Genomic DNA, 12,178 nt, shown 5'->3' with positions numbered 1-12,178 from the left:
ATACAACCCATATGAAAGTAATTGCGGTAATTCCGGCTCGTTATGCCTCTACGCGTTTTCCTGCTAAATTAATGCAAGAATTAGGAGGAAAGACAATTATTCGAAGAACCTATGAAGCTACGGTAGCAACAGGCTTATTTGATGATGTTTTTGTTGTGACTGATTCACCTTTAATTTTTGATGAGATTCAAATGCATGGAGGTAAAGTCGTTCGCAGTATAAAAGAACACGAAAGTGGTAGTGATCGTATTGCAGAAGCCATTGCGAATATCGAAGCTGATATTGTAATTAATGTTCAAGGAGATGAACCCTTCGTCAATAAAGATAATCTAGAACAGTTGATTCAGATTTTTAAAGAAGATTCTACACAACAAATAGATTTAGCTTCTTTGATGACTCCGATTCACGAGTGGGCTATTATTGAAAATCCCAACAATGTGAAAGTAGTGGTGGATGAAAATAAAGTAGCGTTGTATTTTTCTCGTTCTGTTATTCCTTATCCTCGCGATAAAGAAACAGCCGTACAGTACTACCAACATATTGGAGTATATGCGTTTAGAAGAGAAGCTTTGTTGGAATTTACCACGTGGCCAATGAAGTTTTTGGAAGCGACAGAGAAATTAGAGCAATTGCGCTATTTAGAATATGGTAAACGCATCAAAATGGCAATTACTCACCATGTAGGAGTAGGAATTGACACACCAGAAGATTTAGAACGAGCAAAAGCCTTATTGGCTAGTGGACTATAAAAAAAAAGAGAATCTATTTAGATTCTCTTTTTTTTTATTCGTTGTTTTCCTCTTGTCCTATGATGGTTGTGGTTGGAGGTGTGTCTGTTGCCGTGTTATGTTCTTTTGGCATTCCGTAAGGACGTGTATAAGGTCGTCTAATACTATCATATACCGTTGTCGGTTGTTGATTTTGTATAACCGGAATCAATATTGTTGTTTTCCAAGAAGATGGTAAACGGTTATTGAAGGAAGATTGATTCAATTCGATAATCATTTTTCCTGTTGGATTATTTGTAAATACTTCTGATTTACTGATGATGGGTCTAATTTCTCTCAATGCTTTTGGCAAATGAGAATAATATCCTGAAACAGTGCTTTCAAAGTAGGTGTTAGCCTCTAAAGTAGCTGTTTTAAAAAGTTCTTCTTCGTTTAAAAAGATAGCATCGTGTATTTTAAAACCATATTGAAAGGACAGCGTCTGTGTTAATGGAGTATTGTCAAAAATCAGCAGTGGAGTAGCATCTACTTTAATATTATTTGCTGTACAAAACTCTGTTAATTTGGTGTGTAAAACTTCTATTGAAGGTTTGATATCAGTATAGTCAGCAGTTCCGTTGAGGTAGATATAGTTTAGCGGAGCTTTATTAACTAGGCCTGTAGTAGTTAAGTCGTATTCCTTATATTGCTTAATAAAAAATACAATAAGTCCGTTGATGCTATTGTCAATTGCTTCACCAACAACTTTATTAGGAGATCCTGAGAAGAAAGTAAGGATTTTTGTTTTGAGGTCAATCGAACCTTCAAAAGAGAAATCTACTTTTGTTTTTTGTCCTTGCGTAGAGAAGCGCCAAATGATATTAGACAATTTATTGTCGTATAAAATATCTTGAGAGATACTATCATTGAGTTTTTCGTATTCTTTACGAATTTGGTAAGAACCTATATTTGGGAGTTCAATAGCATATACACCATTGGACATTTTTTCTGTCGCAATCCAGTCGTTCCAATTGTTTAAATCTTGAATGTATTGGTAAACAATGGGTTGGGGAGCATCTAATTCAAAGGATTTCGTGATTTTGAAATTACCACTTTGTGTTAATACAAAAACAATAAGCGAAACGCATAATAAGGTAATAAGCAGTAGGAAATACTTGAGAATTTTCATAGTAAGCAGTCGATACCCAGGATTAAAAATTATTTAAGCACGTTCTTTAAGATGAATAATGAACCAATAAAGGCAAGAAACGCGAGTAGGATCCACAATCTATTTTTGTAGTATTTTCTATGAAGGTTAAGATCTTTACGATACATGATGATTAGTACAATCGTAAAGACAACAATAAAGAAAAGCGCGAATTGAATTTGCCCTGGTGTAAACATAATAAAGATTTTAGCAAAAATAAGTAAAAAGCTTCAATATAGCGCATAAAAAAACGGCAGGATGTCTGCCGTTTTTGAAATAGTATCCCAAAGGGATATTTATATTTTTTCTGTCCAGTTGAAAGTATCTTCAATTGCTTTTTGTTGAATACCTTGTAGGTTTGTTTTCAACATAACTGCATAAGAATCTTCATCTTTTACATTTGGTAATTCGTAGTATTTTTGTTGGTAAGCAAAACCTTCAATTTGCCCAATTGTTACTGCAGTTCCAGCACCAAAGATTTCTAATAGTTCACCTTTAGCATGCGCATCTACTAATTCTTGAATAACGATAGAACGAACTTCAACGTTGATTCCTTTGCTTTTAGCGATGTCAATTAAACTTTTTCTTGTTACACCATCTAAGATACGCTCACTAGTAGGTGCTGTAATTAAAGTATCTCCAATTCTGAAGAATACGTTCATTGTACCAGCTTCTTCTAATTTTGTATGTGTAGCATCATCAGTCCAAATAATTTGTTGGTAACCTTCTTGTTGAGCTAATTGAGTAGGATAGAACTGTCCACCGTAGTTTCCAGAACATTTCGTGTATCCTACACCTCCGTTAGCTGCACGGCTGTAATGCTCAGCAACTTGTACTTTTACTTTTCCTGAGTAGTAAGTACGAGCAGGAGAACAAATAACACAGAACATAAATTCGCTAGATGGTCCTGCAACAACACCTTCGTGTGTACCAACCATAAATGGACGTAAGTACAAAGAGTTTCCTTCTCCTTTTCTAACCCATTCTCTATCTAAATTTAAAAGTGCTTTTAAACCATCAATAAATCTTTCTTCATCAATATGTGGCATAGCCATACGTTCTGCAGATTTATTAAAACGAGCCCAGTTCTCGCGTGGACGGAATAACCATACATCGTCGTTGTTGTCTTTGTACGCTTTCATTCCCTCGAAAATAGCTTGTCCATAGTGGAAAACATTAATTGAAGGTGCGAAACTCATCGGTCCATAAGGTTTGATTTCCACTTTTCCCCATTTACCATCTTTATAATGACAAACCAACATATGATCCGTGAAAATAGATCCAAATTTTACATTCTCGAAATCAATTGAATCGACTCTAGACTTTTCTATTTTATCGATAGAAAGTTCAAATTTTGTTTCTAAACTCATTTTATAGTGTTTTTTTAAAAGTTGTTGTTGTATTAAATAAAACGTTCAAGCAGTTTTTTTATTCAACTGCCTTACAAAAATAGCAAAAAAAGTCGCTATTTATCAATTTAATTTAAAGAATATTTATGTAGCTGAATAAAATATTATATTATCAAAAAAAAACTTGAGAAAATTTAGAATACTTTGAATTTGTTTGTGTAAACCATTCGTTTTTAGTTTATTTTTTTGATTTACTTAGACCTACCTTTATTCGCTACTAAAAAAGAGGATTTTTATTATCGCTGCATGGTAAAGATGAAAAGATTATAGTTGTTTTTTCTTGTCTACAAGAAGAAAGAGGAAGCCGATTCGAAATGGTTTACTTGTATTTATTTTCAGTTTATTTTTTAATTATCTTTGATCCAACTATATATTAACACAATCAAATGAAATATCTCGTAGTAACCTTAGGATTACTTGCTTTGGCAACGACTAGCTGTGCAAAGAAGCAAGAGCAACAAGCAACACAAGAAGTAGCAGCAACACCTGCTAAAGTGTATGAAACTTTTGGACAAGATTTGGACGCTAAATTACCTGTTTTGTCTAAAGAAGAAATGTGGAGCAAATTTGACCATTTAAAAGAAGGAGATACTTTACAAGTTGCCTTTACTTCTACAATTAAAGAAGTATGTCAGAAAAAGGGGTGTTGGATGCAAGTCGACTTGGACCAAGATAAAAGTAGTTTTGTTCGCTTCAAGGACTATGGTTTTTTTGCCCCAATGAATGCAGCAGGACATGAGGTAGTGATGCAAGGAAGAGCTTTTGTGTCGGTTGTATCTATTGATGAATTAAAACACTACGCTAAGGATGCTGGTAAAAGTGAGGCTGAAATAGCAGCGATTACTGAACCTAAAATTACCTATGCATTTGAAGCAGATGGAATTGCAATTGCTAAATAAGGACGGTATGATGCGTTTGGGACTCATTGCGTTATTTCTTTGTTTGTGTGTGAGTTGTAAAAAGGAATCCAAAGTGGAAGCACAACCTGCGGTAGAACACAAAGAAAGTACGTTTCAACTGTATGAAATGTCCGAAATGGCGGCCTTGATGGAACAGATGTATGTCGATAATCAACGTATTCGAGCGCGCATTATGGAAGGATTATCCATCGATAATACAATGCCTAGTTTGCATCAGCGTCTATTTTCGGCAGTCATGACGGATCCTTCAGATAAAGATTTGTTTTTTGAAACACAAGCACAAGCGTTTATTCAAGTAGAAGAAGCGTTTTATGCTGATCCTAATCAACAGACAAAAGAAAAGTTCAACGCTATTGTTGAGGCATGTTTAAGTTGCCATCAAAAGAAATGTGGTGGACCTATACCGAGAATAAAAAAATTATTGATTCCTTAATAGTATAATGAAGAGAAAGATTATAGTCACTTCAGATGGTTCTCATTCGCTAGAAGTAGAAGAGTGGGGAGAAACGTATCACTCTATTCACGGAGCGATACAAGAATCTAACCACGTTTATATTGAACAAGGACTGATGAAGTTTATGGACCAAGACGAAATAAAAATAGTAGAGTTTGGTTTAGGAACAGGATTGAATGCCTTTTTAACCATGGCTAACGTTGTACCAAAGGAAAAAAAATTAGTTTACCACACTATTGAAGCGTTTCCATTGACAGAATCAGAATATAGTGTATTGACTTTTCCTTCGCTGGTATCTGACTTTACGGAAGGAGAAGCATTGTTTAAGGCTTTGCATCAAGCCCCTTGGGATGTTGAAGTAGCTTTACATCCACAAGTAGTAGTACAGAAGCTACAAGCAACATTTGAAACTGTAGCCCTACAACGAGCTGATTTTGATTTGGTCTATTTTGATGTTTTTGGCTATCAATTTCAACCCCATTTATGGTCTGAAGCTATTTTTAAAACCGCCTATGATAGCTTAAAAAAAGGAGGAATGTTGGTGACTTATGCTTGTCGAAATCCAATTAAAAGAAATATGAAAGCCGCTGGATTTACGATTGAAATTGTAACAGGTCCACCTGGCAAAAGAGAAATGCTTCTCGCATATAAAAATTAGAAAACTTTCGTTTTGAAAAACCACTAGCAAACCACTGGGTATCTAGTGGTTTTTTTGTGGATTAACGTTAAGTTATTGATTTTGATAGTTCTCTATTTTAAAATAAATGAATTTATTATTTTTTAATAAAAATAAAATTATCATAAAATCATTTTTTAAATCAAAGAAGGTGTTTAAATGTTAAGATAGGTGTTATTATGGTTTATATGGTTATTTTTTTTGTTAAAAATTACTCATATGTTAATGTTATTGCTAAATTAACTTTACTTTAATATTTGTTTTAATTTGGTTTTGATTCATTTTTTTATTTAAATTTATGTAAATTTTAATATTTGTGTATTTAAATTAAGATATGTTTTAGTGATTCAATATATTGGATAGTATAGTAATACTGAGCAATAGAAAGGAATACCAACCATTTAATAAAACTTATATGAGTCAGAATTATTTCAAATTAACCTCCTTGCTGCTTATTTGTGTTCATACCTTATCTTATGGACAAGACGAATCGGAGCATATTCAGTTAGTGAATACAGGTTTATTCAGTGTCCGCCCAGAAACCATTTTATCTACTCAGCTCGATTTTACAAATACAGCTTCTGGCACTTTTGTGAATGATGGGAGCGTGTATTATTATAAGGATTTTACGAATGATGGGTATTATGGGATTTCTTCTTCGATGAAGAGTTCTTCTACTTTTTTTATTTTATCTAATTCTACCCAAGCAAAGCGAATCACAGGAAATAGTTTGGCTTCTTTTTACAATATTGAATTTGACAGCGAACTAAATGGAAATGCTTTTGACTTAAAGAACAATATTGATATTTCAGGTTTGGCTCATTTTAAAAATGGAATTGTAAAAGTAGATCCAACAAAAAATACTATTACTTCAGTTTCTAATGGGATGGTTACTTTCCTTGCTGGGGCTCGACATGAGAATGTTGGCAATCACAGCTATATTGAAGGAGCAGTGGAAAAGAAAGGAAATGATCGTTTTGAATATCCTATTGGACATAAAGAATATTTTCGCCCAGCAGTGATTAGTGCACCGGATGATGTTTTAGCCACTATTGTAGGGCAATATTATTTAGAAGATGCTCCGTTCTTTACAGCGCATAAAAAAACAACAGGGGTAATTAAGGTCTTAAACGAGAAAGAATATTGGCGATTGGAAGGGAATTTAAAACAACCGAATATGGTTGTCTTGAGTTTGGATTGGAATGAGGAAACTACACCTCCGGAATTACTTAAAAATCCAGAAGAAGAATTGCATATTGTCCGCTGGGATGCCAAACAACAACTATGGGTGGATGAAGGAGGAGTAGTGGATATGTCTCTCAAAAGAGTAACGACAGTTGCAGAAATTAAAGATTTTGGTTATTTCACTTTAGCTACAGTAAAAAAGGATTGGATTATTGAAGGGGATGTAGTGATTTACAATCTAGTCACACCCGATGGAGATGGTAAAAATGATTACTTCATTATTGATAATATCAATAAATATCCCAATAACCGCGTAGAGATTTACAATCGTTGGGGAGTAAAAGTGTATGAAACTACGGGATATGATCCAAAAGGAGATGGAAGTACAAATGTGTTTAGAGGATATTCCGATGGTAAGATTACAGTGGATAAAAATAAAAAATTACCAAGTGGAACATATTACTATGTAGTGACTTATGAATACAAAGATGCAAATGGCAATCGTATGATTAAGAAAGCAGCCAATTTACATGTAGAGACCAATTAAATCCCAAAATAGATGAGACTAAAAAACACAATAAAGACTTTTGTTCTTGGAGGGGTAGGCTTGTTTTGTATGGAACAGTCCTATGCGCAACAAGATCCACAATATACGCAGTATATGTATAACCACTCAAACATCAACCCTGCCTATGCAGGAAGTAGAGAAGGGTTGAATATTTTTGGTTTATATCGCACCCAATGGGTGGGGTTAGAAGGGGCTCCTAAAACAGCAACTTTGTCTGTCAATACTCCTTTGGGGGAATCTGGATTGGGATTAGGGGTGAGTTTTGTCAACGATCACTTAGGGGTGATGGACGATAATACCTTATCAGTTGATTTATCTTATGCTGTGAATTTGAACTACAATTATAAGTTGGCTTTTGGATTGAAAGGGTCAGGAAATTTACTAGATGTCAATTACAGTAAGTTACATATTTACAACCCGACAGACCCAGTAGCAGAAGATGATATTAAAAATGAATTTAATGCCAATATTGGGGCGGGATTATTCTTGTATTCAGATAAGGCTTATGTAGGTGTTTCAGTACCCACATTACTAACTCGTTCGCGTTATGACGATAATAATGTCAAAACAATGCGTGAAAAGATGCACTTATATGTGACAGGGGGATACGTGTTCGATCTAAATAACGATATCAAATTTAAACCAGCTGCTATGGTGAAAATGGAGCAAGGATCTCCCTTGCAGATGGATGTATCTGCTAATTTCATGTTTGTAGATAAGTTTACTGCAGGAGTTGCTTACCGTTGGGATGCAGCAGTGAGTGGTTTGGTTGGTTTTCAAGTGTCAGAAAATATCTTTGTTGGGTATAGTTATGATGCTGAAACTTCTAAATTGGCTCGATATAATTCAGGATCTCATGAGATTTTTATGCGATTCACTTTGTTTAATAGCTATAAGCGCATTGCTGCGCCAAGGTTCTTCTAATCAGTACAAGTATGGTGAAACAAATAATTCAACTTGGAATATTAAGTATAGCCTTGGGCTTAAGCACAACAGGTTATAGTCAAATTAAAAAAGAAAAACAAGCAGATAAAAGTTTTGATCGACTGGCTTATGTTGACGCTATTAAAGTGTATGAACGCATGGCAAATCAGGGCTATGTCAATACGTCTATTTTGCAAAATCTTGCTGATGCTTACTATTTTAATGGGAAATTAGTAGAGGCAAATAGATGGTATACCGAACTCTTTGAAGGACATTATGAGGACAAAGAACTTGCAAAGCTACCCTCAGAATACTACTATCGCTATGCACAAACTCTAAAATCAGTTGAAGATTATACCAAATCTAAACAAATGATGGATCAGTTTGCCGTATTAGAACAGCGAGATTCTAGAGTCGATTTATACAACAAGAACCGCGATTATTTAGCTCATATTGAAAATCGTTCGGATCGCTATGATATTAAACATCTAGATTTAAATACGGAATATTCAGATTATGGAGGAACCCTTCTTGGGGATCAATTTATATTTACTTCAGCACGTGCTACAAATCAGCAACATAGTAGTAAAATCCATTCTTGGACAAATGAAAGCTATACTAGTTTATATAGCGCTACGATTGGTCAAAATGGGTTTGGAGAACCCGCGCTTTTTGCACCAGAAATTAATTCAGCAGTTAATGATGCAACGGCTGTCTTTACACAAGATGGCAATACGATGTATTTCACGCGTAACAATTCGAAAACCAGCGGAAAAAGCAAACAAAATAAAGATAAAACCTCTTTATTGAAATTGTATAAGGCAGTAAAACAAGCGGATGGAAAGTGGGGAAATGTTGTAGAATTGCCTTTTAATTCGGATAACTTTAATACAGCCCATCCTGCATTAACACCCGATGATAAGTGGTTGTATTTTGCTTCTGATCGACAAGGTACAATTGGACAATCCGATTTATTTCGCGTGGCTCTATACGAGCATGAAGGCTATGGTCCTATTGAAAATCTAGGAACATCAATCAATACAGAAGGTAGGGAAAACTTTCCTTTTATAGCCTCCGATTATCAGTTGTATTTCTCTTCTGATGGGCATCCAGGTTTAGGTGGATTGGATGTGTTTGTAACCAAACTCTATCCTAATGGAAGTTTTGGCCCTGTGGTAAACATGGGAACACCAATCAATAGTAGCATGGACGATTTTGGATTTTATTTAGATCCCAAACAAAATAAAGGATTTGTTAGTTCAAACCGCGCAGATGGTAAAGGATCTGATGATATTTATTTCCTTGCTGAAAAACCATGCAAACAAACGATTGAAGGTACAGTATACGATAAAGATACGAATGAAATCGTAGCGAATGCCTTGATTGTTATTTCAGATGCATTCTATCAAAAATCAGATACCCTTTACACCAATAGTAAGGGATATTATATCACTTCACTTTTAGATTGTGGATATAAGTACCGTATAAAAGCAGAAAAAGAATCCTATAATACGGTGGAAGTTGCTTTTAACGTAAATCGCGAACCTGGAGTTAAAGTAGTGAATATCGGATTAGAAAAGGCGGAAAAACCTTTGGGCTTAAACGATGATTTATTTAAAAGACTCAATTTGCAACCTATTTATTTTGATTTTGATAAATCTAATATTCGTAGAGATGCTTCGATTGAATTGATGAAAGTAGTAGAGGTAATGAAAGAATACCCTTCCATGAAAATTGATGTTCGCTCTCATACAGATAGTAGAGGAAATGATGATTACAACATGAGTTTATCTGATCGTCGTGTGAAATCAACCATTAAATGGATGATTGAACAAGGAATCGATCCGAGTCGCTTGACTGGACGAGGATATGGAGAAAGTCAGTTGCTAAACAAATGTAGTAATGGTGTACCGTGTACTACTTCGGAACACCAAGAAAATAGACGCAGTGAATTTATTATTAAAGAAATATAAAGTCTAGTTGGACATGTACAGGTTTATCAAGGCTGTGTTTATGTACTAAAAGTAAGGAACACAGTTTCGATAAAACCGAAATAGAACTCTTAACTCAACTAGTTGAGCAACATTGTTGTTCATGAAAGTTTGAAGTAATCCTATTTTGAGCATGGATCATGCTGGAAATATAAGTTTAATAATAAGAGAAGCAAGGTAGCTTGTTTCTGGCGAGTAATGAATATGTACTTCATTTACATCCGAAGTATTGATGTTATTGTTCGTCTTTTTTAAAGTTAGTGTGTTATTAATTAATCTACTGAGAGAAATTATGATTAGAAAAGTTATTCCTTTATTATTTTTATTTTTAGGAAATTTCGTTAGTGCTCAGGTTGGTATAGGTACAAGAGAACCCAATCCTGCTTCAGCATTAGACATCGTTGCTAAAGATAAAGGTATTTTGCTTCCTAGAATTCAATTATTTAGTGAGCAAGATAAATCAGCTATTGTTAATCCTGAAGAAAGTTTGCTTGTTTACAATACAGGAAGTACATCACTTGTTGCAGGCTTTTACTATTGGAGCAACGAAAAATGGACGCAATTATTAGCTGGAGATACTTACATAGATACAAAGAATCGGGCTTTTACCATTGAAAAAGATAATAATGACATTGAAAGTTTAGTAATCACAGATACGCAAGGAGGAAAGGTATTTCTTGCCATTTCAGCGATTGCAAAAAATAATACGTTTGTGACAAACTTGGTGGAAAATCAAGATTTCATTACTAAGTTGGGTGATAATATCGAGTTTGTTAATCACATTACCAACAATGAAGATTTTATTACCAATATCGTCAATGAATTAAAAGGCAAGTACGGAAACGTCAACTACAATGCTACAACCAATATTTTTGTTTATTATGATGAGTATGGAGTAGAGCATGATGTTGATTGGAGTGATTTTAATACAACTAACGTTAGCTTTACCTTAGTGAATGACAAGTTGGTTGTTACTGATTCAGAACAAAATAAAATCGAATTAGCGGTAACAGATATTGCTTCTAACAAAACATTTGTAGAGCATATTGCTATGAATCAAGATTTCATTACCAAGTTGGGTGATAATATCGAGTTTGTCAATCACATCACCAACAATGAAGATTTTATTACCAATATCGTCAATGAATTAAAAGGCAAGTACGGAAACGTCNACCAATAAATTCGTGTATTATGATGAGAATGGAGTAGAGCATGATGTTGATTGGAGTGATTTTAATACAACAAACGTTAGCTTTACCTTAGTGAATGACAAGTTGGTTGTTACCGATTCAGAACAAAATAAAATTGAATTAGCGGTAACAGATATTGCTTCTAATAAAACATTTGTAGAGCATATTGCTACGAATCAAGATTTCATTACCAAGTTGGGTGATAATCTTGAGTTTATCAATCACATCACCAACAATGAAGATTTTATTACCAATGTTATCAATACGTTAAGAGGTAAATACGGAAATGTCAATTACAATCCAACAACCAATACTTTTGTTTATTACGATGAGCAAGGAGTAGAACACGAGGTAGATTGGAGTGTATTAAATACAACCAACGTTAGCTTTACCTTAGTGAATGACAAGTTGGTCGTTACCGATTTGGAACAAAATGTGGTTGAGTTAGCGGTAACGGATATTGCTACCAACAAAACGTTTGTGGAGCAGATTGCTACGAATCAGGATTTCATTACCAAGTTGGGCGATAATACTGCTTTCATCACAACAATTGTCGATATGTTAAAAGGCAAATACGGAAATGTAGGATTTGATGTATCAACTAATTCATTCTTCTACTATGATGCAGACTACAACGTAGTGGACATCAGTTGGGAAAGTTTAGGAAACACCAAAGTTAAAAGTTTTGCTATTGATGAGGTTAATAATGTGTTGGTTATCACCGATACTGAAAATAATCGTTTTACAGTAGCGATTGATGATCTAGGAAGAGTTATTGCGAATAACGATGTTTTTGTAACTAATTTGGTTGACAATAAAACGTTTACAACAAAGCTGGGTAATGATGAGCATTTTGTAACGACTATCACCAGTAATGAAGATTTCATTACCAATATCATCACGGAATTAAGAGGTAAATACGGAAATGTCAACTACAATCCAACAAC

The 12,178-nt window shown here is 34.4% G+C and carries 9 protein-coding genes and 1 pseudogene; 8 read left to right on the top strand and 2 right to left on the bottom strand.

What is annotated here, in order from left to right; all coding sequences use genetic code 11:
* Positions 1 to 11 precede the first annotated feature (11 nt).
* Positions 12 to 749: a 3-deoxy-manno-octulosonate cytidylyltransferase gene (kdsB, locus tag AWV75_RS06915; protein WP_060873692.1), complete on the top strand. Its 738-nt coding sequence runs from the start codon at positions 12 to 14 to the stop codon at positions 747 to 749.
* A 34-nt stretch (positions 750 to 783) separates the two neighbouring features.
* On the opposite strand, the gene AWV75_RS06910 is transcribed toward kdsB, so the two are convergent.
* The gene (locus AWV75_RS06910; RefSeq protein WP_060873691.1) at positions 784 to 1,896 is read right to left on the bottom strand and encodes a hypothetical protein; all 1,113 of its coding nucleotides are present in this window, start codon (positions 1,894 to 1,896) and stop codon (positions 784 to 786) included.
* 314 nt (positions 1,897 to 2,210) lie between these two features.
* Positions 2,211 to 3,284, bottom strand: a complete 1,074-nt coding sequence (locus tag AWV75_RS06900) for a branched-chain amino acid aminotransferase (RefSeq protein WP_060873690.1) — start codon at positions 3,282 to 3,284, stop codon at positions 2,211 to 2,213.
* A gap of 425 nt (positions 3,285 to 3,709) precedes the next feature.
* Here AWV75_RS06900 and AWV75_RS06895 point away from each other — a divergent pair, with 425 nt between their 5' ends.
* The 7 genes and pseudogenes from AWV75_RS06895 to AWV75_RS18855 form a co-directional block, all read left to right on the top strand.
* Positions 3,710 to 4,222, top strand: coding sequence for a DUF4920 domain-containing protein (locus AWV75_RS06895; RefSeq protein ID WP_060873689.1), 513 nt, complete (start codon positions 3,710 to 3,712; stop codon positions 4,220 to 4,222).
* The gene (locus tag AWV75_RS06890) at positions 4,185 to 4,676 is read left to right on the top strand and encodes a hypothetical protein (RefSeq protein WP_060873688.1); all 492 of its coding nucleotides are present in this window, start codon (positions 4,185 to 4,187) and stop codon (positions 4,674 to 4,676) included. The genes AWV75_RS06895 and AWV75_RS06890 overlap by 38 nt, the downstream gene beginning before the upstream one ends.
* Before the next feature lie 7 nt (positions 4,677 to 4,683).
* The gene (gene mnmD / locus AWV75_RS06885) at positions 4,684 to 5,355 is read left to right on the top strand and encodes a tRNA (5-methylaminomethyl-2-thiouridine)(34)-methyltransferase MnmD (protein ID WP_060873687.1); all 672 of its coding nucleotides are present in this window, start codon (positions 4,684 to 4,686) and stop codon (positions 5,353 to 5,355) included.
* A gap of 433 nt (positions 5,356 to 5,788) precedes the next feature.
* Positions 5,789 to 7,105 carry a gliding motility-associated C-terminal domain-containing protein gene (locus AWV75_RS06880; RefSeq protein WP_060873686.1) on the top strand — a complete coding sequence of 439 codons (1,317 nt, stop codon included), beginning with the start codon at positions 5,789 to 5,791 and terminating at the stop codon, positions 7,103 to 7,105.
* A 12-nt stretch (positions 7,106 to 7,117) separates the two neighbouring features.
* Entirely contained in the window at positions 7,118 to 8,050 is a 933-nt protein-coding gene (locus AWV75_RS06875) for a PorP/SprF family type IX secretion system membrane protein (protein WP_060873685.1), read from the top strand.
* An 11-nt stretch (positions 8,051 to 8,061) separates the two neighbouring features.
* Positions 8,062 to 10,023 carry an OmpA family protein gene (locus AWV75_RS06870; protein ID WP_060873684.1) on the top strand — a complete coding sequence of 654 codons (1,962 nt, stop codon included), beginning with the start codon at positions 8,062 to 8,064 and terminating at the stop codon, positions 10,021 to 10,023.
* A gap of 1,202 nt (positions 10,024 to 11,225) precedes the next feature.
* Positions 11,226 to 12,178 (top strand): annotated as a pseudogene (locus tag AWV75_RS18855) (hypothetical protein); the annotation flags it as partial.

It is taken from the genome of Myroides odoratus, from assembly GCF_001549985.1.
GTDB classification, from domain to species: Bacteria; Bacteroidota; Bacteroidia; order Flavobacteriales; family Flavobacteriaceae; genus Flavobacterium; species Flavobacterium odoratum_A.
The sequence above is the reverse complement of the archived record's forward strand: the minus strand, read 5'-3'. Positions and strand labels throughout refer to the sequence as shown.

What these genes read in the sequence shown, in the direction of transcription:
- kdsB (WP_060873692.1), top strand. Translation starts at nt 12, where the DNA reads ATGAAAGTAATTGCGGTAATTCCGGCTCGTTATGCCTCTACGCGTTTT.
- AWV75_RS06910 (WP_060873691.1), bottom strand. Translation starts at nt 1,896, where the DNA reads ATGAAAATTCTCAAGTATTTCCTACTGCTTATTACCTTATTATGCGTT.
- AWV75_RS06900 (WP_060873690.1), bottom strand. Translation starts at nt 3,284, where the DNA reads ATGAGTTTAGAAACAAAATTTGAACTTTCTATCGATAAAATAGAAAAG.
- AWV75_RS06895 (WP_060873689.1), top strand. Translation starts at nt 3,710, where the DNA reads ATGAAATATCTCGTAGTAACCTTAGGATTACTTGCTTTGGCAACGACT.
- AWV75_RS06890 (WP_060873688.1), top strand. Translation starts at nt 4,185, where the DNA reads ATGCATTTGAAGCAGATGGAATTGCAATTGCTAAATAAGGACGGTATG.
- mnmD (WP_060873687.1), top strand. Translation starts at nt 4,684, where the DNA reads ATGAAGAGAAAGATTATAGTCACTTCAGATGGTTCTCATTCGCTAGAA.
- AWV75_RS06880 (WP_060873686.1), top strand. Translation starts at nt 5,789, where the DNA reads ATGAGTCAGAATTATTTCAAATTAACCTCCTTGCTGCTTATTTGTGTT.
- AWV75_RS06875 (WP_060873685.1), top strand. Translation starts at nt 7,118, where the DNA reads ATGAGACTAAAAAACACAATAAAGACTTTTGTTCTTGGAGGGGTAGGC.
- AWV75_RS06870 (WP_060873684.1), top strand. Translation starts at nt 8,062, where the DNA reads ATGGTGAAACAAATAATTCAACTTGGAATATTAAGTATAGCCTTGGGC.